At 59.6% G+C, this 20434-nt stretch carries 15 protein-coding genes and 1 riboswitch; of the genes, 8 read left to right on the top strand and 7 right to left on the bottom strand.

The features are described 5' to 3' along the window. From ACIQ3A_RS09230 to paaE, 3 genes are all read left to right on the top strand, one after another. The coding region (locus tag ACIQ3A_RS09230; protein WP_396431448.1) for a Phenylacetic acid catabolic protein at nucleotides 1–414 on the top strand (414 nt) is incomplete at its 5' end. A 9-nt stretch (nucleotides 415–423) separates the two neighbouring features. After that, the gene (gene paaD, locus ACIQ3A_RS09225; protein ID WP_396431447.1) at nucleotides 424–963 is read left to right on the top strand and encodes a 1,2-phenylacetyl-CoA epoxidase subunit PaaD; all 540 of its coding nucleotides are present in this window, start codon (nucleotides 424–426) and stop codon (nucleotides 961–963) included. A gap of 22 nt (nucleotides 964–985) precedes the next feature. After that, nucleotides 986–2089 (top strand): 1,2-phenylacetyl-CoA epoxidase subunit PaaE, encoded by a 1104-nt coding sequence (gene paaE / locus ACIQ3A_RS09220; protein WP_396431446.1) that lies wholly within the window; start codon nucleotides 986–988, stop codon nucleotides 2087–2089. 79 nt (nucleotides 2090–2168) lie between these two features. Here paaE and ACIQ3A_RS09215 read toward each other — a convergent pair whose 3' ends face one another. The 4 genes from ACIQ3A_RS09215 to ahcY all read right to left on the bottom strand — a co-directional run bounded on the left by ACIQ3A_RS09215 (nucleotide 2169) and on the right by ahcY (nucleotide 6073). Next, nucleotides 2169–2768: an OmpW family protein gene (locus ACIQ3A_RS09215; protein ID WP_396431445.1), complete on the bottom strand. Its 600-nt coding sequence runs from the start codon at nucleotides 2766–2768 to the stop codon at nucleotides 2169–2171. Between the two features lie 165 nt (nucleotides 2769–2933). Then, on the bottom strand, nucleotides 2934–3764 hold the full coding sequence (gene metF / locus ACIQ3A_RS09210; RefSeq protein WP_396431444.1) for a methylenetetrahydrofolate reductase [NAD(P)H]: 831 nt from the start codon (nucleotides 3762–3764) through the stop codon (nucleotides 2934–2936). A gap of 16 nt (nucleotides 3765–3780) precedes the next feature. Continuing rightward, nucleotides 3781–4629, bottom strand: coding sequence for a TlyA family RNA methyltransferase (locus tag ACIQ3A_RS09205; RefSeq protein ID WP_396431443.1), 849 nt, complete (start codon nucleotides 4627–4629; stop codon nucleotides 3781–3783). Nucleotides 4630–4639: 10 nt separating this feature from the next. Next, entirely contained in the window at nucleotides 4640–6073 is a 1434-nt protein-coding gene (ahcY, locus tag ACIQ3A_RS09200) for an adenosylhomocysteinase (RefSeq protein ID WP_396431442.1), read from the bottom strand. 83 nt (nucleotides 6074–6156) lie between these two features. Beyond that, nucleotides 6157–6254: riboswitch (S-adenosyl-L-homocysteine riboswitch) on the bottom strand. A gap of 133 nt (nucleotides 6255–6387) precedes the next feature. Between ahcY and ACIQ3A_RS09195 the strand changes: the two genes are divergently transcribed. The 5 genes from ACIQ3A_RS09195 to ACIQ3A_RS09175 all read left to right on the top strand — a co-directional run bounded on the left by ACIQ3A_RS09195 (nucleotide 6388) and on the right by ACIQ3A_RS09175 (nucleotide 11851). Further along, entirely contained in the window at nucleotides 6388–7347 is a 960-nt protein-coding gene (locus ACIQ3A_RS09195; RefSeq protein WP_396431441.1) for a hypothetical protein, read from the top strand. A 6-nt stretch (nucleotides 7348–7353) separates the two neighbouring features. Further along, nucleotides 7354–8106, top strand: a complete 753-nt coding sequence (locus tag ACIQ3A_RS09190) for a flagellar motor protein MotB (protein WP_396431440.1) — start codon at nucleotides 7354–7356, stop codon at nucleotides 8104–8106. A gap of 98 nt (nucleotides 8107–8204) precedes the next feature. Beyond that, nucleotides 8205–9833, top strand: coding sequence for a peptide chain release factor 3 (locus tag ACIQ3A_RS09185; RefSeq protein ID WP_396431439.1), 1629 nt, complete (start codon nucleotides 8205–8207; stop codon nucleotides 9831–9833). 4 nt (nucleotides 9834–9837) lie between these two features. Next, entirely contained in the window at nucleotides 9838–10620 is a 783-nt protein-coding gene (locus ACIQ3A_RS09180) for an HAD-IIB family hydrolase (RefSeq protein WP_396431449.1), read from the top strand. Nucleotides 10621–10687: 67 nt separating this feature from the next. Beyond that, on the top strand, nucleotides 10688–11851 hold the full coding sequence (locus tag ACIQ3A_RS09175) for a 50S ribosomal protein L11 methyltransferase (RefSeq protein ID WP_396431438.1): 1164 nt from the start codon (nucleotides 10688–10690) through the stop codon (nucleotides 11849–11851). Here the strand turns inward: ACIQ3A_RS09175 and uvrA are convergent, their stop codons facing one another. The 3 genes from uvrA to ACIQ3A_RS09160 form a co-directional block, all read right to left on the bottom strand. Next, the gene (gene uvrA, locus ACIQ3A_RS09170; RefSeq protein ID WP_396431437.1) at nucleotides 11852–17887 is read right to left on the bottom strand and encodes an excinuclease ABC subunit UvrA; all 6036 of its coding nucleotides are present in this window, start codon (nucleotides 17885–17887) and stop codon (nucleotides 11852–11854) included. A 157-nt stretch (nucleotides 17888–18044) separates the two neighbouring features. After that, the gene (locus ACIQ3A_RS09165) at nucleotides 18045–18236 is read right to left on the bottom strand and encodes a hypothetical protein (RefSeq protein ID WP_396431436.1); all 192 of its coding nucleotides are present in this window, start codon (nucleotides 18234–18236) and stop codon (nucleotides 18045–18047) included. 89 nt (nucleotides 18237–18325) lie between these two features. Beyond that, nucleotides 18326–20089 (bottom strand): MFS transporter, encoded by a 1764-nt coding sequence (locus tag ACIQ3A_RS09160; protein WP_396431435.1) that lies wholly within the window; start codon nucleotides 20087–20089, stop codon nucleotides 18326–18328. Nucleotides 20090–20434 lie beyond the last annotated feature (345 nt).

Below are 20434 nucleotides of genomic sequence, written 5' to 3'. Positions count from 1 at the left end.
CAAAGCTCCAAAGACGCACAACTGGCGGCGATCGCCGCCAAATCACTCAAGGAGGTGCGCTACCACCTGCGGCATTCGCGTGACTGGCTGGTACGCATGGGCGATGGCACCGCTGAATCGCATGCACGCGCACAAAATGCCGTCGACCAGTTGTTGTCATACACCCAGGAATTCTGGGTCTCCAGCCCGCAAGAAGCCGCAGCCCTGTCGAATGGGACGGGCATCGACATGGCCGGATTGCAAACCGACTGGAACCAGATCGTGGATGCCGCCTTGGAGGAGGCCACGCTCCATCGACCCGCCGCTGGCGGCTTTGTCACCACAGGCAAACAAGGCATTCATTCTGAGCACCTTGGATTTGTGCTGGGCGAAATGCAAAGCCTCGCACGCGCGCACCCGCAAGCAACTTGGTAATCCATACCGATGTCCAAGCCCATCCCTCTGCAAACCAGCGCAACAGATGTTGCCCGAGCCTGGGCTTTGCTGGAGTCGTTGACTGACCCAGAAATCCCGGTGGTCACACTGCGCGAGTTGGGCATCCTGCGTGATGTGCGTGAATCCGCCACTGGGTTGGAGGTGGTCATCACCCCGACCTACAGCGGCTGCCCGGCGATGGGCCAGATCGAGGACGACGTGGCCGCTTTGCTGCACGCCAATGGCCTGCAAGGCCGTGTGGTCACGCAACTGGCACCGGCCTGGACCACCGACTGGATGACCGAAGCGGCAAGAGAAAAATTGCGCGCCTATGGCATCGCCCCACCCCACGCCTGTGCCAGCGAAAAAACTGGTTCGGCCAATGTGGTGCAGTTCGCGGCCCGAAGCGCCAAGCCCGAAGTCGTGCACTGCCCGCAATGCGGCTCCGGCAACACCACCGAAACTTCCCACTTTGGCTCTACGGCATGCAAGGCTCTTTACCGGTGCCTGGCCTGCATGGAGCCCTTCGATTACTTCAAACCCTATTGAGCTGCCTTGATGCAGTGAAGCCATGTCCGCACCACGCTTCCATGATCTCTCCATCGCACGCGTCACCCCTGAAGCGGCAGGCGCCGTGGCGATTACATTGCATGTGCCCGAAAATTTGCGCGACAGCTTTGCCTTTCAGCCAGGCCAATTCCTGACACTGCGCGCCAGCATCGACGGCGCTGATGTGCGGCGCAGTTACTCCATCAGTTCAGCCCACAGCCTGCTGCAAAAGCAAGGCCTGCTCGAAGTAGGCATCCGCCCTGTTGAGGGCGGTGTGTTTTCCAACTGGGCTGCCACACAACTCCAGGCCGGTGACACCCTGCGCGTGATGTCGCCCGATGGCCGCTTTGTGGTGCAACGGCCCCGCGCCATCCACCGGGTGGGCTTTGCGGCAGGCTCGGGCATCACACCCATCCTGTCCATCCTGGCCAGCACCCTCGAAGACCAGCCCGAATCCAAGTTCACCCTGGTCTACGGCAACCGCCGCATGGACAGCGTCATGTTCAACGAGGCGCTGCAAGACCTGAAAGACCGCTACCCCGATCGCCTGACGCTGATCCACATCCTGTCACGCCAGGCGCAAGAAGTGCCCTTGCTGGAAGGCCGCATCGATGGCGACAAAGTGCTCGCCATCATCGATGCGTTTTTGCCGGTGGGCAGCATGGATGAGGTCTTTGTTTGCGGCCCCGAAGCCATGATCGAGGCCACCGAACAGGCCCTGCTGGGTGCTGGCGTCAAGGCCGAGCGCATCCGCACCGAACGTTTCAGCTCCCCCACACTGGAAGCGCTGAGCCCCGAACAGCGCAGCCAGGCCGTGCTGGGCCACAAGGCCACCCGCGATGCAGGCGAAGTGCAACTGACCGTGGTGCTTGATGGCAAACCCTACGACATGCCGATGAACCGGAATGAAAAAATCCTCGACATCGCGCTCTCTCTGGGCCTGGACCTGCCCTTTTCATGCAAAGCCGGCGTGTGCTGCACTTGCCGTTGCAAGGTGATGCAAGGTTCCACCGTGATGGAGAAGAACTTCACACTCGAAAAACCGGAAGTCGAGCAAGGCTTCATCCTGTCCTGCCAAGCCCGTCCGACCAGTGACCGGGTGGTGGTGAGCTTCGACGAACGTTGATTCGGCCCTGTCTGAATCAAATTTCAATCGAATAAGAAAAGCCCTGTACCGCAGGGCTTTTCAACATGGCAGGTTTGGTTCAGAAACGATAACCCAACCCCAACCCAACGAACACAGGGTCGAGTTTCAAACTGCCTTTGTTGTCAGCGCCAACAAAAACATCCGAGCGGATGTACACCTTTCTCACATCAAAGTTCAACCACCAGTTTTTATCGAGAGGCATGTCCACCCCAATCTGCAAAGCGCCACCCCAACTGTCTTTGTCCAGAGAAGCGCCACCGTCCAACAAGTTAACACGGGAGATCTTGGTGTAATTCAAGCCGGCACCAATGTAGGGCTTGTAACCGCTGAGTCCCGTAAAGTGGTATTGCAAGAGCAGGCTCGATGGCATGTGCTTGAACGTACCAATCGAAGGTTCACCCAGATACACCGTTTGCTTTTGAGGCGTTGTCAGCGTCAACTCGGTCGCCATGTTCGGGGCGAGGAAGTAACTGACGCCCACTTCAGCGATGGTCCTGTTGTTGACAGAGAGGCCCAGACCTGTGCCATCTTTGTTCGCCATGTCCAAATGTACGGCTCGGGCCCTCACAACCCAAGGCCCCTCACCTGAGGCTTGTGCCATGGCGGCAGTGACAGAACAGGTAGCCAGCAAGGCTACAACTATGGTTTGTTTTCTCATCTTGACTTTCCTTGTGAATAAAGAGCTTTTTGCTCTATCTCATTGAAAGTCAAGTTCTCCGTCGTTCATTTGCTTTTAATCAAACAGCGGTGACCATGCGCGGAAACTTCAAATCGGCTTGCGATGAATCAACGTAATTAGCTGGAATACCAAGTAGTGTGCGTTTCACAACCGACTGCAAATCTCCGTTGTGGCTGCGCTTTGGTTCATGGTGTAGAAATGCAAGGCAGGCACGCCACCATTGACAAGCTGCTCGCACAAGTCAGACACCACATCGAGGCCGAAGGCCTTGATTGAATCGATGTCGTCACCATAGGCTTGCAGGCGCAAACGAATCCAGCGCGGGACTTCAGCACCGCAAGCGTCTGAAAAGCGCAGCAACTGCGACGAGCTGGTGATGGGCATGATGCCGGGCACCACCGGTACATCCGCGCCCAGTTTGTAGGCATCGTCCACAAAACGAAAATACGCATCACTGTTGTAAAAGTATTGCGTGATGGCCGAATTGGCACCCGCCTTGACCTTGGTGACAAAGGCTTGCAAGTCGGCATCGGGCGACTTGGCCTGCGGGTGAATTTCTGGGTAAGCCGCCACTTCAATGTGGAAGTCGTCACCCGTCTCGGCGCGAATGAACGCCACAAGATCGCTGGCGTAATGGAACTCGCCTCCGGCACCGTAACCGCTGGGCAAATCGCCACGCAAAGCCACCAGGCGCTTGACGCCCATGGCCTGCAGGGTGGCCAACTCTGCACGCACCGAGGCTTTGGTGGCGCCAATGCACGAGAAGTGAGAAGCAGCCGCCACGCCCTCGTCCAGGATCGCACTGACGGTGGCAAAAGTGCCTTCCTGCGTAGAGCCCCCGGCACCATAAGTGACCGAGCAAAACTCGGGCTTCAGCGCGTACAGCTTCTGGCGCACAGCACGCAGCTTGTCAGCTCCCTCGGGGGTTTTAGGTGGGAAAAATTCCAGACTGATGGGCACATTCAAACCAGACATCGCATCCACTTTCAGTTCAATAGTCGTTGGCCTTGGCATAAGCCTTGGCGGCCAGATCGGCCTCGTGCGCGACGCGTGTCTGCTCGCGCGCTGGCAGCACTGCTGCCGGGTCAGGCCAGCAGGCCTGTACAAAAAATTCACGGTTGCCATCCCCGCCTTCAATCGGGCTGCTCATCCATGTGATGACTTTCATGCCCAGATCGGTCAACGCCGTGCGCACACGGTTTTCAATAAAAGGGTAGTGACTGTCGTCTTTCACGATGCCGCCCTTGCCCACCTGACCGGGCTGCAACTCAAACTGCGGTTTGACCAGCATCAACAGCTGGCCCGTGGGCTTGAGCAAGTGCACCACGCCCGGCAACACCAGGGTGATTGAAATAAAGGACACATCGCCCACCATCAGGTCAAAGCCCTCCAGTGCTTCGGGGATGCGCTCGTCGCCAGGCTCCAGTTCGCGGGCGTTGACGCCTTCTATGCAAACCACGCGTTCATCTTCGCGAATGCGCGGGTGCACCTGTGCATGGCCCACATCAATGCCGACCACCTGCTCAGCACCTTGCTGCAGCAGGCAATCGGTGAAGCCCCCTGTGCTTTGACCCACGTCCAGGCATCGCAGACCTTTCACCTTCAGGCCTGTGGCCTTCAAGGCCCCTTCGAGCTTGAGGCCCCCGCGCGAGACGAAGCGCGACTCTGCGTCATCCAGCAGCTGCAAGGCTGCGTTGTCTGGCACTTCGTCGCGATTTTTCACCACTGCGCGCCATGCCCCGTCGGGCTGCTGCCAGTGCACGCCTCCTGCAATCAGTCGCTGAGCCTGAGAGCGAGAGGCGGCCAGGCCGCGCTCGACGAGAAGTTGGTCTATGCGCATTCGTTGGGTTTCAATAACGGTAGGTATCGGCTTTGTAAGGGCCATTTTTGGAGACACCGATGTAAGCGGCTTGTTCTTCGCTCAACTCGGACAGCATGGCGCCGACTTTCTTGAGGTGCAAACGGGCCACTTTCTCATCGAGGTGCTTGGGCAACACATAGACCTTGCCGGACTCGTACTGGTCTTGCTTGGTGAACAGCTCGATCTGGGCGATGGTCTGGTTGGCAAAGCTGGACGACATCACGAAGCTAGGGTGGCCCGTGGCGCAACCCAGGTTCACCAAGCGGCCTTTGGCCAACAGAGTGATCTTCTTGCCATCGGGAAAGATGACATGGTCGACTTGAGGCTTGATCTCGTCCCACTGGCACTTCTCGAGAGACACCACATCGATCTCGTTATCGAAGTGACCGATGTTGCAAACGATGGCTTCGTCCTTCATGGCGGCCATGTGCTCGTAGCGGATGACGTTTTTGTTGCCGGTGGCCGACACGAAGATGTCGCACTTGTCGGCGGCGTATTCCATGGTCACGACTTTGTAGCCTTCCATCGCGGCTTGCAGGGCGTTGATCGGGTCGATCTCTGTCACCCACACCTGGGCGCTCAGGGCACGCAAGGCCTGGGCTGAGCCCTTGCCCACGTCACCGTAACCGGCCACCACAGCCACTTTGCCGGCGATCATCACGTCGGTGGCGCGCTTGATGGAGTCCACCAGCGACTCGCGGCAACCATACAGGTTGTCGAACTTGCTCTTGGTGACCGAATCGTTCACGTTGATGGCACGGAACATCAGGCTGCCCTTGGCGGCCATCTCGTTCAGGCGCAGCACGCCGGTGGTGGTCTCTTCGGTCACGCCAATGATCTGCGCCCCCTTGCGGCTGTACCAGGTCGGGTCGATGGCCAGTTTGGCCTTGATGGCGTTGTACAGGCAGGTTTCTTCTTCACTGGTCGGGTTGGCGATCAGCGAAGCGTCTGTTTCAGCGCGCTTGCCCAAGTGCATGAGCAAGGTGGCATCGCCGCCATCGTCCAAGATCATGTTGGGGCCTTCGCCTTCGGTGCCTGCAGCGCCGAATTCAAAAATGCGGTGGGTGTAATCCCAGTAATCGGTCAGGGTTTCGCCCTTGATGGCAAACACTGGCGTGCCTTTGGCGGCAATGGCAGCGGCGGCGTGGTCTTGTGTCGAGAAGATGTTGCAAGAAGCCCAGCGCACGTTGGCACCCAAGGCTTGCAGGGTTTCGATCAGCACAGCCGTCTGGATCGTCATGTGCAGCGAACCGGTGATGCGCGCACCCTTCAAAGGCTGGGCCTGGTTGAATTCTTGGCGGATGGCCATCAGGCCGGGCATTTCGGTTTCGGCGATCTTGATTTCTTTACGGCCCCAATCGGACAAACCGATGTCGGCAATGACGCAATCGGCATTCACGGCGGTGTTCAAACGTGCATTCATGTGTTCAGCTCCAAAGCAATGTGAATAGGCCACACGCGTGGATGAAGGTTCTGCTTGGGAAAAAACAGGCTCACCGCACGTCGAGTGGATGAGCGTCGTTGCTGTTGAAGTGTTCCGAGCCTCACGCCCCGCTGCCGACTTGGCTGGCAAGTCAGGGGGCGCTGCAACGCTCCTCGGAATGGCGCATTCTATCGCAGTCTGTCGCTGCACGTGCTCAACCAAAAGGCAAAGCCCCTGATCTGCGGGGAGCTATGCCCCAGCATTTGCTAGACTGAAAACATGCTGAACCTCCACTCGACACTATGCCTGACCTGATGACTCAACTCACCGCCTACTGGCACTTGTGGGCAGTGGCTGCCGTGATTGGACTCATCGCCTTGCATTACGCAACCCAATTTATCGGACCCGCGCTTCGGCTCAAAAAGAGCCTGGCCCAAGTCAATGGCCATTTGGCTTGGATGGCACAAAATTCGCCAGACAGCCACATCGACTTGGTGCAATTGAAGAATGAGGTGATGACCTCGCCTGCCTTGCTGCACGCCTGGCAGCAATACACCGGCACGCTGCAACCACGGTGGCAATCCGCCGAAGCCGGCCCACTTGGCGCTGCCCGGCAGCGCGTCAGCCATTTATCCAGGTCATTTTTCGCCCACATGGGCCAGGCCTCCAACGGGGGCAGACTCGACCTGTCGAACCTGGAGCAGTTGGCCAAAAACGACGACCAACTGGCCAAACTCTGGGCCCAATACAACCAGGCCCTCGAAGCGCTGCAGCAACTCGAAACTTCGGCCCAAGCCAACCCGGGCCACTGGCAAGCCGACAGCCATGCCGAGAACTACTTCACCGAGCAAGCCCTGGTGGACTCCCCCTTGCAATCGAACTTCTACAAGCACATTCCTGGCATTCTGACCGGCGTGGGCATCATCGGCACGTTCACGGGCTTGATTGCTGGCCTGGTCAACTTTGACGTGTCCAACCCCGAGCGGGTGCAGGCTGAGCTGAGCCAACTGGTGCAAACCGTTGGCCACGCTTTTTTAGTCTCTGCCCTGGCCATCACCCTGGCCATGGTCTTCACCTGGATCGAAAAATCGGTACTGACAAGCCGCTACCGCCAGGTCGAACAACTCCAGCAGTGGCTGGACACGCTGTTTACCCCCCAGGGTGGTGCGCAGGCCATCGAGCGCCTGACGCAGGCCACCGAAATGCAAGCTGCACTGTCTTACAAAATCCTGAGCCAACTGCGTGAATCGGCCCCACAGGCGCCAAGGCGTTGAGTCCGCATGATCGGCTTTAGAAGAACGCCTCAAAAAAGGCACAGGGATGAGGCTGAAAAGCCCTTCTGGATCTCATTTTCAGACCTCATGACCGCGCTCATGGCGCTGTTTCTGGTGGCCATGGCGGTGGCCTTGCTTAATGTCACGCAAGGCTTGCGGAAAATGGACGACGGCCGTTTGAGCAGAGACAACGCGGTGTCAAGCTGCCTGCATGACATCCGGCAGATCACTCGCCAAGCCGAATACGCTGGCGTCAAACTGCGGGGGCAGACGCTTGAACTGGGCACTCTGGCCGAATTCCCCAGAGACAGCAACGGTCTAGAAGCCCAACAGGCAGGTTTTTTGCGCCGTTTTGTGCCCGAAATGCTGCACATTGCCCGCACGCCGGCTTGTGAAAACTGGCTGAAACGCTTCGTGCTCGAAGGTTACGCCAGCCCCGAGGGCTCATACCTGTACAACCTCAACCTCAGCCTGGAGCGTTCCCAGCGTGTGCTGTGCGTGTTGCTCGACGCCAAGGCCCCTAACGCACCAAGCCTGGCAGACCGAAAAGCGATCCGGGAACTGTTTTTTGTCGGCGGGTCGTCTTTCAACTCAGCCATTTTGAACCAGCCCGAAAAGAGCCGCAGGGTTGAGCTGCGGCTGGAATTCAAGGCGCTGCGAAAAACCTGCTCCCCCGAAACCCCGGAATGCGAGCCCGATGAAGTGCACCCCATCCCCTGGGACGACGACTTCAAATGCCCCGTGACCAGCCGTTCGTGATCTGCTGGCGGGCCGGTAAAATCCCATCTTTCGCCAGCCTTTGACGGGCTTGGCCACCACGGGTGCAGCTTGCCGCCCGCACGACTTCAGGACCCCTTGTGACCTACGCCCACGAAACCCGGCGCCGCCGGACTTTTGCCATCATCTCCCACCCCGATGCGGGCAAAACCACGCTGACCGAAAAGCTGCTGCTGTTTTCGGGTGCGATCCAGATTGCCGGGTCGGTCAAGGCCCGCAAGGCGTCACGCCATGCCACCTCCGACTGGATGGAGATTGAAAAGCAGCGCGGCATCTCGGTGGCCTCGTCGGTCATGCAGATGCTGTACCGCGACCATGTCATCAACCTGCTCGACACCCCCGGCCACAAGGACTTCAGCGAAGACACCTACCGGGTGCTGACCGCGGTGGACTCGGCCCTGATGGTGATCGACGCGGCCAACGGTGTCGAGGCGCAAACCCGCCGACTGATCGAAGTTTGCCGTCAGCGTGACACGCCCATCATCACCTTCGTCAACAAGATGGACCGCGAAGTGCGCGACCCGCTGGACATCCTCGACGAAGTCGAGCGCGAACTGGGCATGCCCTGCGTGCCCATGACCTGGCCCGTGGGCCAAGGCAAAAGTTTTGGCGGCATCATCAACCTGCGCACACAGGCCATGACGGTGTTCGAGTCGGGCAGCGAACGCCGCCCGCAAGACTTTGAGGCCATCCCGCTGACCGAACAAGCGCGATTGGCGGCGCGCTTTGGCAACGACTGGCAAACCGCCATGGACAGCATGGAGTTGGCCACCGGCGCATCGCCCACCTTTGACGAAGCGGCCTTTCTGGCGGGCAAGCAAACCCCGGTGTTCTTCGGCTCAGGCGTGAACAATTTCGGTGTCATGGAAGTGCTGGATGCCCTGGTCGACCTGGCCCCGCCACCGCGCCCCCGCACCAGCTCGCTGCTGGTCAACAAGCAGCCTGTGGTCAAAGAAATCCAACCCGAAGACAGCGCATTTTCAGGGGTGGTGTTCAAGGTGCAAGCCAACATGGACGCCAACCACCGCGACCGCATCGCCTTTGTACGCATGGCCTCGGGCAAATACACCCCAGGCATGAAGCTCAAAGTGCAGCGCACCGGCAAAGAACTGCGCCCCACCAGCGTGGTGACCTTTTTGAGCCAGCGCCGCGAAGCGGTGGACGAGGCCTATGCAGGCGACATCATTGGCTTTACCACCCACGGTGGCGTGCAGCTGGGCGACACCATCACCGATGGCGGCAACCTGCAGTTCACCGGCCTGCCTTTCTTCGCGCCCGAACTTTTCATGACCGTGATTCTGAAAAACCCCTTGCGCACCAAGCAACTGCAAACGGGCCTCGACCAGCTGGGCGAAGAAGGTGCGATCCAGGTCTTCAAGCCCGAAATCGGCGGCCCCATGCTGCTGGGTGCGATCGGTCAATTACAGTTTGAAGTGGTGCAACACCGGCTGAAAGCCGAGTACGACTGCGACGTGCGCCTGGAAGGCTGCCAGTACACAGGCGCCCGCTGGATCACCGCCGACAAACCGGCCGAATTGCGGGAATTCACCAACGCCTACCCTCAGCGCATGGCGATAGACGCGGCTGGCACGCTGGCCTATTTGTGCACCAGCCCGTATGACGTGCGGCTGGCGCAAGAACGTTTCCCCAAGATCCACTTCCACCCGCTGCGTGAGCATGCGGGCCTGGCGCTGGGCAGCGCGGGCTGACACGGTGCAAGCCCTGGCCGCCTGGTCGCCCCGTCGCATCGTCGGCGTCTTCACCGACATTGACGACACGTTGACCACCGAAGGGGCCATCACGCCCGACGCTTTGCAGGCACTGGCCGACCTGAAAGCGGCGGGTCTGCACGTGGTGCCGATCACCGGGCGACCGGTGGGCTGGAGCGAGCCCTTTGCCCAAAGTTGGCCGGTGGATGCCATCGTGGCGGAAAACGGTGCGGTCGGCTTGACCCACGCCCATGCGCAAGGCCTGCGCAAGCGGTACCAACAAGACGCCGCCACACGCAGCACCCACTTCACCCGCATGCAATCGGTGCTGGCGCAGATTGAACGCACTTTGCCCGGCGCGCACCGATCACAAGACAGCGCAGGCCGTGAAACAGACATTGCGATTGACCACAGCGAATTCACGCACTTGCCGCAGTCGTCCATCGACGCCGTGGTCAGCATCCTACAAAGCGAGGGCATGACGGCCACCGTGAGCAGCATCCACATCAACGGTTGGTGGGGCGAGCACAGCAAACTCACGGGTGCCCGCTGGATCGTGCGAGAACTGTGGGGCCGCGATCTGGACACCGAAATCGACCACTGGGTTTATGTGGGAGACTCCACCAACGACCAGGTGATGTTTGAGCATTTTCCGCACAGTGTGGGGGTGGCCAACATCCGGCGCTTCGAGGCGCAACTGACGCACCCGCCCCGCTACATCACCCCCAGTGAACGGGGCGCAGGCTTTGCCGAACTGGCCCGGCACCTGCTGGCCAAGCTGGCCTGAAAAGCTGCTGTTCAAAACAACCCTTCGTGGCAAGCTGCACGAAACACAACCCCGACAGGACCTGCGCATGAACGCCCCCACCCTTTTGAATTGGCTTGAAAAAGACAGCCCACGCTCTGCCCTCTGGCGATCGGACCAGGTGTTGCCCAAGCACGTGGTGCTGGCCGACGACACCATGACCGCCGACACCGCCTACCGGCTGGCCTGTGCCGGCACGGGCTTGCTGTGGCGCAGTGATTTCCAAAACGCCCGGCAACTCCTCCAAGCACTGGCGCGGCGCATCGACAAACCCAAAAAAGTCCGCCTCAAAAAGCAAGACCCCGATGCCCCCGTGATCCCCGGTGCCGCATTTCACGCCCACCGCCAGGCGCAAGCCCAGCGCACCCGCATCCTGAGCCAGGTCCTGATTGAGCTGAATGCCGATTACGGCACAGACCTGCGCCGAGCCCCGGATGCCAAACAAGCCTGCCTGCAAGCCTTTGGCCCATCTAACGGACAAGCCTCGGTGGTTTCACTGCGCAGTTTGCAAGGGGCGATTGGGGCGTTTGAGTGGCGCAAAAAAGGGGTCGAAGTGCCTGCCATGGGTGAGGCTTTGTGCATCTACCCGCACTACGGCGTGTTCTCACCGGTACGCGGCGAATATGTGGCCTTGGTGGCCAATGCCCCATGGCCCGAAGCCATCAAGACCCATCCTGTGGCTTTTGACATCGGTGTGGGCACGGGCGTGTTGTCGGCCGTGCTGGCCCGGCGGGGTGCCAGCCAGGTGATCGGCACCGACCTGTCAGACAGTTCCTTGGCCTGCGCCCTGGACAACTTGCAACGCTTGGGCTTGCAAAACCAGGTGCAGCTCCTTCAGACCGATTTATTCCCTGAGGGTCAAGCCGCCGTGGTGGTGTGCAACCCCCCTTGGCTGCCTGCACGCCCGACCACGTTGCTGGAGCAAGCGGTGTACGACGAAGGCAGCCAGATGCTCAAGGGCTTTTTGACGGGTCTCGCGCCACACCTGTGCGAAGGCGGCGAAGGCTGGCTGATCTTGTCAGACCTGGCCGAGCATTTGGGCCTGCGCAGCCGCGAAACGCTGCTGGGCTGGATCGCCGACGCAGGTTTGCAGGTGGTGGACCGCATGGATGTAAAGCCCGTCCATGCCAAAGCCCAAGACGTCACCGACCCGCTGCATGCAGCGAGGTCGGCAGAAGTGACGTCACTTTGGCGCCTGATTCCGGCCAGCTGATCACACCCTCGCCAGCACAGGCCCCAAGGCCACGCCCGTGTGCGTGCCCATTCGCACCACCTCTTCAGGGGTGGCTGCCGCCACAATGCGACCCCCGGCATGGCCGCCTTCCGGCCCCAGGTCGATCACCCAGTCGGCTTCGGCGATCACGTCCAGATCGTGCTCGATCACGATCACGCTGTGCCCGGCGTTCACCAGACGGTGCAGCACGCCGATGAGCTTGTCCACGTCGGCCATGTGCAGACCCACGGTGGGCTCGTCCAAAACATACAAGGTGTGGGGCGCCTTGTTGCCGCGCTTGCCCACCTCGTCACGCACCTTGGTGAGTTCGGTCACCAATTTGATGCGCTGCGCTTCACCGCCACTCAAGGTGGGTGAAGGCTGGCCCAACGTGAGGTAGCCCAGCCCCACATCTTTCAGCAGCTGAAGCGGGTGGGCGATGCTGGGCATGCTGGCAAAAAAGTCCACCGCTTCGTCAACTTCCATCTGCAGCACATCGCCAATGCTTTTGCCGCGCCAGGTGACGGCCAGCGTCTCGGGGCTGAAACGGGCACCACGACAGGTTTCACAAGGCACTTTCACATCGGGCAAGAAGCTCATCTCGATGGTGCGCATGCCCTGGCCTTCGCAGCTGGGGCAGCGGCCCTCGCCGGTGTTGAAGCTGAAGCGGCCTGCAGCATAACCTCGCGCCTTGGCCTCCAGGGTTTCGGCAAAAAGTTTGCGGATCGTGTCCCAAAAACCAATGTAGGTGGCCGGGCAAGAGCGCGGCGTTTTACCAATCGGGGTCTGGTCGACTTCGAGCACGCGGTCAATCGTCTCAAAGCCCTGCACATCGGCACACGCTGACAGCGCCACACGCTGGCCTGCGTCTTGTGCGGTGCGGCCCGCAAAGGTGGAACGCTGGCCCACCAGGGCCTGCACATTGGTGAGCAACACATCGCGGGCCAGGGTGGATTTACCCGAGCCACTGACACCGGTGACGGCGACCAAGCGTTTAAGCGGCACTTGCACATCGACTTGGCGCAGGTTATGAAGGTTGGCGCCCGTCAAGGTAAGCCACTGGGTCGCAGTCACTTCTGTGGCGTCCGGCACAGCTGGCAGGGTAGCCTTCTTCTTGCCCTTGACTTTGGCGGATGCGGTCGCGGTGTTGACGGCAGCGGCGTTGGCGGTTTGCAAAGAATTGGGATCTGACCCCAATTTTTCGTCAGTTGCTGCGTGGGGCGGTGGCGTGGGTGACGATTTTGGCGTACCCCCGCCGTATGAGGAGCCCGCGCCACCGCCCCACGCAGCAGCCTCCACCACCGACCTGCGAACTTGCATCGGGTGCTTCATCGCATGCAACAGATAGCGCCCGGTTTGCGAATCGGGTGATGCCGTGATGTCGGCCACCGTGCCTTGCGCCACCAAGCGGCCGCCACGTTTGCCGGCGCTGGGGCCGATGTCGATGATGTGGTCAGCGCGGCGAATGGTGTCTTCATCGTGTTCCACCACCACCAGCGTATTGCCCTTGTCACTCAAGCTTTTCAGGGCGTTCAGCAAAATCTGGTTGTCGCGGGCGTGCAAGCCGATGGTGGGCTCGTCCAGCACGTAGCACACGCCTTGCAGGTTGCTGCCCAGTTGTGCAGCCAGACGGATGCGTTGCGCTTCACCCCCCGACAACGTAGGCGCACCTCGGTCGAGCGTGAGGTAGCCCAAGCCAACCTCTTCCAGAAATGCCAGACGGCTCTTGATCTCGGGCACCAGATCGCGGGCGATGTCCGCATCGCGGCCTGTCAATTGCAACTGCTCGACCCAATGCCGAACCTCGATGACCGAGAGACTGGCAATGTCGGTGATGCGCCAGCCCTGGCCAGGCGCCGACCCCAGACGCACGGCACGCGCCGTGGCGTTCAGGCGGGTACCTTCGCAAGTTGGGCAAGCCACATTCGCCAAGTCTTCGATTTCGGGCTCTGCAAAAGTCTGCTCACGGCCTTTTTGTTTGTCGTCCTGAACCGAGTCATCGAATACCTGACGCTCGTCCCGGCTCAGCTTCACGCCTGTGCCCACGCAATCGGGGCACCAGCCGTGTTTGCTGTTGTAGGAGAACAATCGCGGATCAAGCTCGGCGTACGAAGTGGCGCATTGCGGGCAAGCCCGCAGGGTCGAGAACACACGGTGCTGGCCGATCCGGGCAGTCGATTCTCCGCTGAACATGGCTTCGCGCAAACCGTCCAGATCGCTCAGCACATGCACCACGCCTTTGCCATGTTCGAGTGTTTTGCTCAAAGCTTGGCGCAGCGCCGTTTCATTCGATGGCAACACATCGAGGCTGGCGACGGGCAGCTCGATGTTGTGCTCCTTGAACCGGTCGATGCGCGGAAAGCCTTGCGTAGGCAAAAAGTCACCATCCACGCGCAGGTGGGTGTACCCCCGCGGACGCGCCCAGTCAGCCAGCTCGGTGTAGACGCCTTTGCGGTTGCTGACCAAGGGCGCCAGCAGACCAATGTGCTGACCGCGGAACTGGGTCATGAGCTGCGCCACGATGCTGTCGGGTGATTGCGGCTGCACCGGCGTGTTGTCATGCGTGCAGTGCTGGATGCCCAGCTTCACATACAGCAGGCGCAAGAAATGCCAAACCTCGGTGGTGGTGCCCACGGTGGATTTTCGGCCGCCACGGGACAAGCGCTGCTCGATCGCCACGGTCGGTGGGATACCGTAGACCGCATCGACCTCGGGGCGGCCAGCGGGTTGCACGATGGCGCGGGCATAGGCATTCAGGCTCTCCAGATAGCGGCGCTGGCCTTCGTTGAACAAAATGTCAAACGCCAGCGTGGATTTACCGGAACCGCTGACACCAGTGACCACATTGAATTTGCCACGAGGAATGTCCACGCTCAGATTTTTGAGGTTATGTTCTTTGGCGTTGACGATTTGGATGTTGTTGTTCACGGCCTTTCGGGGCGGTGGCACAGGGATGGCTGCAGCCTTGGTGGCCTTGGCGCGCGCCATCGCCAGGTATGCCGCCGCGCCACCGTCCTCACCTTCTTTTGCCCCATGCATCTCACCCATGGACTCGGCGTATTCACGCAAGGCCTGGCCGGTGTGCGATGTGGCGTGCTGTCGCAGCTCTTCGGGGGTGCCTTGTGCCACGATCAGGCCACCGGCATAACCGCCTTCAGGCCCCAGATCGATCAGCCAGTCGCTGGCGCGCACCACATCGAGGTTGTGCTCGATGATGATCAGCGAATGTCCCGCCTCCAGCAACTTGCGCAAGGCACGCATCAGTTTGGCAATGTCGTCAAAATGCAGCCCTGTGGTGGGCTCGTCAAACAAAAACAGTGTGCCCTTGCGCGCCAGGCTCTGACGGCTGCTGGAAGCACTTTTGGCGGCTTCCGCCAGGAAGCCTGCAAGTTTCAGGCGCTGCGACTCCCCGCCTGACAAAGTGGGCACGGGCTGGCCGAGCTTGACGTACTCCAGCCCGACATCCACGATGGGCTGCAGGGCGCGGATCACGTCGCGGTCTTGCGCGAACAAGGCCGCGGCTTCGCTCACCGTCAGGGCCAGGACATCGGCCACGTTCAGATGCCTCGCTTGCGGCTGGCCCATGGCTTGGCGTTCCACCGTGATCTCGAGAATCTCAGGGCGGTAACGCTTGCCATCGCAGTCGGGGCAGCGCAAATACACATCCGATAAAAATTGCATCTCTACGTGCTCAAAGCCCGAGCCACCACAGGTGGGGCAACGACCATCACCGCTGTTGAAGCTGAACTTGCTGGCGGTGTAACCACGTTGACGCGACAAAGGCGCAGTCGCAAAAATCTCGCGCACCGCATCCCAGGCTCCCACATAGCTGGCGGGATTGGAACGCGCCGTTTTGCCAATGGGCGACTGGTCGACAAAAACCACATCGCTCAGATGATCGGCCCCCATCAGGCGGTCGTGCGCGCCAGGCGTTTCGGTGGCTTTGCCGAAGTGGCGCATCAACGCGGGCGCCAGCACATCCTGTATCAGGCTGGACTTGCCCGAGCCGCTCACACCTGTGATGGTCACCAGGCGCTGCAGCGGAAAATCCACATCGATGTTTTGCAGGTTGTGCTCACGAGCACCTTCCAGAATCAGGCGAGGGGTGCTGTCGGTCACCATGCGCTTGAAGCCCAGGCCCACTTGCTTGCGTCCGCCCAGGTAAGCGCCGGTGAGCGTATCGGCGTTGCGCAGGTCGGCGGTTGAGCCGTCAAACACAATCTGTCCGCCGCGCTCGCCAGGGCCAGGGCCCATATCGATCATGCGGTCGGCGGCCAGCATCACGGCCGGGTCGTGTTCCACCACCACCAGAGTGTTGCCGGCATCACGCAGTCGGTGCATGGCTTGGGTGATGCGGCCCATGTCACGCGGGTGAAGGCCTATGCTGGGCTCATCCAGCACAAACAAGGTGTTCACCAAGGAAGTGCCCAAGGCCGTGGTCAGGTTGATGCGCTGCACCTCGCCACCGCTGAGCGTGCGGCTTTGGCGGTCGAGTGTGAGGTAGCCAATGCCCACATCGCACAGGTATTTCAGGCGCGTGGTGATTTCTTCAAGCAGCAACTTCAGGGCTTGTGCCTCGGCATCGACCGAAGCCAGGGCCACCGCGCTGGCGCTCATGCGGTCAAAGAAACGGCGCAACTGGTCAATCGGCATGATCATCATGTCGTGCAGGCTCAGGCCTGGCAAGGCTTCGAGCTGAGGGCGCGTCCACTTGACGCCTGCGGGCTTGAAACGCTGCTCAACTGGCAGCACGCCATCGGCATCGCTGTGACTGCCAATGCGCCAGAGCAGGCTTTCGGTTTTGAGTCGAGCGCCATTGCAGCTGGGGCATTCGGTGTAGCTGCGGTATTTGGACAAGAGCACACGGATGTGCATCTTGTAGGCCTTGGTCTCGAGGTATTCAAAGAAACGCTTGATGCCATACCACTGCTGGTTCCACTTGCCCTTCCATTCCGGCGAACCGTTGATCACCCAGTCCTTCTGGCCTTGGGTGAGTTTGTCCCAAGCCGTGTCTCGCGGAATACCGGCCGTCTCGGCGTGGCGCATCAGGTCGTCCTGGGACTCTTTCCAGGCCGGCGTCTGGATGGTCTTGATGGCCCCGGCCCGCAGCGTGAGCTTGGCGTTGGGAATGACCAGGCCGTAATCCACACCGATCACGCGGCCAAATCCCCGGCAGGTTTCGCAAGCGCCTACGGCCGAGTTGAAAGAGAACATCGACGGGATCGGGTCGGTGTAACGCAGGTCACTGTCGGGGCAATGCAAACCTGTGGAGAAACGCCAGATCTCATCAGCCGAGTCTGAGGCGCCAGCAGAGGCATCGGGCACCGATGGCTTGTCGACGTAGACGTTCAGGCGGCCACCACGCTTCAAGGCCACTTCGATGGCTTCGATCACACGGGCTTTTTCGGCAGCCCCCAAACGGAACCGGTCGGCGATCACATCAAGTACCTTGCGCGGTCCGGTGGGCGTGGCCACCTCCCGCTCGGCCTGCACTTTGGTAAAGCCGCTGGCCGAAAGCCATTGCGCAACCTGCTCGGCACTGGTGTTGGCAGGCAGCTCGACTGGGAAGGTCAGGTACAGGCGCGGGTCTTGCTTTTGCGCGGCGCGCAGCGCCAGTTCGGCATAAATGGTTTCGGGCGTGTCATGGCGCACAGGCTGAGCCGTGTGCTGGTCAAACAACTGCCCCAGGCGGGCAAACAACAACTTGAGGTGATCGTTCAGCTCGGTCATGGTGCCCACGGTTGAGCGTGAGCTGCGCACCGGGTTGGTCTGGTCAATGGCAATGGCCGGGGGCACCCCATCGACCTTGTCCACCGCCGGTTTGTCCATGCGGTCGAGAAACTGCCGGGCGTAGGCGCTGAAGGTCTCCACATAACGCCGCTGGCCTTCGGCATACAGCGTGTCAAAGACCAAACTCGACTTGCCCGAACCACTGGGCCCGGTGACCACCGTCAATTCGCCCGTGCGGATGTCCAGATCGAGATTTTTGAGGTTGTGCTGACGTGCACCACGGATGCGGATGAGACCTTGGGACATGCTGGGCTTTTTGGGGTGAAGGCCAAACATTCTAGGACGGAGAGCATGACAATTCTGATGCGCAAAAGAAAAGCCACGCAAGGGCGTGGCTTTGGGACGTGGCTCTGTGTTCTGGCCACTGACCAGGGGTCAGTTACGCCAGAACAACAAACCTCGCTTACTTGGCAGCGCTGGCTTCAGCAGCAGGTGCGGCGGCAGGTGCAGCAGGTGCGCCGTCTTTGGCGGGCTCTGTGTGCACGGCATCAGCGCCATGCTTTTCACCGCTCATGTCCAGGCTGTCACCACCTTTGCTGATCACATACAAAGCCAGGGCCGCAAAAATCACAAACCCAACAGCAATTTTCCACATAGTTCAACTCCGATAATGAAAAAGGCCCTCCACAGAGGGAAGGCCCAAAATGTAGCACCCGAGTCACCCCAGGATGCTTACAAAATCGCTCAGTCGTTGGCGTAAATGTCAACGTCTTTGGTTTCCTTGATGAACAAGCCACCAATCACAACGGTTGCACCGGCGATGATGATCGGGTACCACAAGCCGTTGTACATGTTACCGGTCTGCGCCACGATGGCAAACGCCGTGGTAGGCAGCAAACCACCAAACCAGCCGTTACCAATGTGGTAAGGCAAGGACATGGAGGTGTAACGGATGCGTGTGGGAAACATTTCCACCAGCATGGCGGCAATAGGACCGTACACCATGGTCACCAACAACACCAAGTAAGACAGGATGATGATGACGGTGACCTTGTCGAACTTGGCCATGTCGGCTTTGACAGGGTAGTTGGCGGCTTTCAGTGCGGCACCCAGGTTCGAAGCCAACAAGGTGGACCCAGCAGTCTTTTCGTTGCTCAGGTCTTTGACAGACTTGTCGGCAGCGGCGATGGCCTTGGCATCTTTGGGTTCCGCAGCATTCAGAGCAGCCAGCTTTTCCTCGGCCTTGGCCTTGGCAGCAGCAACATCTTCAGCCGTGTACTTGACATTCACCACGGTGTCGCCCACCTTGATGATGGCCGGTGTACCTGCAGCTGCCACTTCGTTCGAGTAACTCACCGAAGCGCCAGCCAAACGCTGCTTGGCGATGTCGCAAGACGATGTGAACTTCTTAGTGCCTGTGGGGTTGAACTGGAACGAGCACTCGGCTGGATCAGCGATCACCACCACTTGCGATGCGGCTTGAGCAGCATAGAGGTCTGGGTTAGCAGCCTTGGTCAGTGCCTTGAACACGGGGAAGTAGGTCAAAGCGGCCAACAAGCAACCGGCCAAGATGATTGGCTTGCGGCCAATCTTGTCAGACAGGGCGCCAAAGATGACGAAGAACGGTGTGCCGATGATCAACGAAATCGCCACCATGATGTTGGCGGTAGCACCGTCCACCTTCAGGGCTTGCGTCAAGAAGAACAAAGCGTAGAACTGGCCCGAGTACCAGACCACAGCTTGACCAGCGGTCAAACCAATCAGGGCCAAGATCACGATTTTCAGGTTTTTCCACTGACCGAAGGACTCGGACAGAGGTGACTTGGAAGTCTTGCCTTCGGCTTTCATTTTCACGAAAGCAGGCGATTCGTTCATGCTCAATCGGATGTAGACCGAGATGATCAACATGATGATGGAGACAAGGAACGGCACGCGCCAGCCCCAGTCGGCAAAGGCTTCTTCACCGATGATGGTCCGTGTGCCCAGAATCACCATCAAGGACAGGAACAAGCCCAAGGTCGCAGTGGTCTGGATCCAGGCGGTGTAGGCGCCGCGTTTGCCGTGCGGTGCGTGCTCGGCCACGTACGTGGCAGCACCACCGTACTCACCCCCCAATGCCAGACCTTGCAACAGGCGAAGGCAGATCAGGATGACGGGGGCAGCCACGCCAATGCTGGCGTAGTTGGGCAAGATGCCCACAATGAAGGTCGATGCACCCATGATCAAGATCGTGACCAGGAAGGTGTATTTGCGACCGATCATGTCGCCCAGACGGCCAAAGAAGATCGCGCCAAAAGGACGCACGATGAAACCGGCAGCAAAAGCCAACAGTGCGAAAATGAAAGCCGAGCCTTCATCCAGGCCACTGAAAAATTGCTTGGCGATGATGGCTGCCAATGAGCCATACAGATAAAAGTCATACCATTCGAACACGGTACCCAGAGAAGAGGCAAAAATCACCTTCTTCTCTTCCGCCGTCATCGGACGGGGTTCAGTTGTTGTAGCCATCAAGCTGTCTCCAAAAAAAGAGTTCCCAACATGAGAACTTGAACCGATTCTTGAACCCAGCACTTGCCCCTGACTGACTTGCAACCAACCGGGGCTTACATCCGATCGTTAACCCTGTAATATTTTTCCGCAATGTGAAAAATTGGGCGATTTGAGCGGTATTTCCTTAAAAATAAACTGTCTTTTTCTTCGAAATTTGACTTTCTGGCCCATTGATGGCCGAAAAATATGTCCTCAATTCCAATAAACCTGCAAAAAGTGCGGTCGCAAAGCCTTAAGGGCAGTGAAGCCTCAGAGGCTTATCGCGTCTAAACAGCCGCATTCAACGGCGCTTTGCCTTACACA

This window comes from Limnohabitans sp. (assembly GCF_044361985.1).
Classification (GTDB): domain Bacteria; phylum Pseudomonadota; class Gammaproteobacteria; order Burkholderiales; family Burkholderiaceae_C; genus Limnohabitans_A.
The sequence above is the reverse complement of the archived record's forward strand: the minus strand, read 5'-3'. Positions and strand labels throughout refer to the sequence as shown.

What these genes read in the sequence shown, in the direction of transcription:
- paaD (WP_396431447.1), top strand. Translation starts at nt 424, where the DNA reads ATGTCCAAGCCCATCCCTCTGCAAACCAGCGCAACAGATGTTGCCCGA.
- paaE (WP_396431446.1), top strand. Translation starts at nt 986, where the DNA reads ATGTCCGCACCACGCTTCCATGATCTCTCCATCGCACGCGTCACCCCT.
- ACIQ3A_RS09215 (WP_396431445.1), bottom strand. Translation starts at nt 2,768, where the DNA reads ATGAGAAAACAAACCATAGTTGTAGCCTTGCTGGCTACCTGTTCTGTC.
- metF (WP_396431444.1), bottom strand. Translation starts at nt 3,764, where the DNA reads ATGTCTGGTTTGAATGTGCCCATCAGTCTGGAATTTTTCCCACCTAAA.
- ACIQ3A_RS09205 (WP_396431443.1), bottom strand. Translation starts at nt 4,629, where the DNA reads ATGCGCATAGACCAACTTCTCGTCGAGCGCGGCCTGGCCGCCTCTCGC.
- ahcY (WP_396431442.1), bottom strand. Translation starts at nt 6,073, where the DNA reads ATGAATGCACGTTTGAACACCGCCGTGAATGCCGATTGCGTCATTGCC.
- ACIQ3A_RS09195 (WP_396431441.1), top strand. Translation starts at nt 6,388, where the DNA reads ATGACTCAACTCACCGCCTACTGGCACTTGTGGGCAGTGGCTGCCGTG.
- ACIQ3A_RS09190 (WP_396431440.1), top strand. Translation starts at nt 7,354, where the DNA reads ATGATCGGCTTTAGAAGAACGCCTCAAAAAAGGCACAGGGATGAGGCT.
- ACIQ3A_RS09175 (WP_396431438.1), top strand. Translation starts at nt 10,688, where the DNA reads ATGAACGCCCCCACCCTTTTGAATTGGCTTGAAAAAGACAGCCCACGC.
- uvrA (WP_396431437.1), bottom strand. Translation starts at nt 17,887, where the DNA reads ATGTCCCAAGGTCTCATCCGCATCCGTGGTGCACGTCAGCACAACCTC.
- ACIQ3A_RS09165 (WP_396431436.1), bottom strand. Translation starts at nt 18,236, where the DNA reads ATGTGGAAAATTGCTGTTGGGTTTGTGATTTTTGCGGCCCTGGCTTTG.
- ACIQ3A_RS09160 (WP_396431435.1), bottom strand. Translation starts at nt 20,089, where the DNA reads ATGGCTACAACAACTGAACCCCGTCCGATGACGGCGGAAGAGAAGAAG.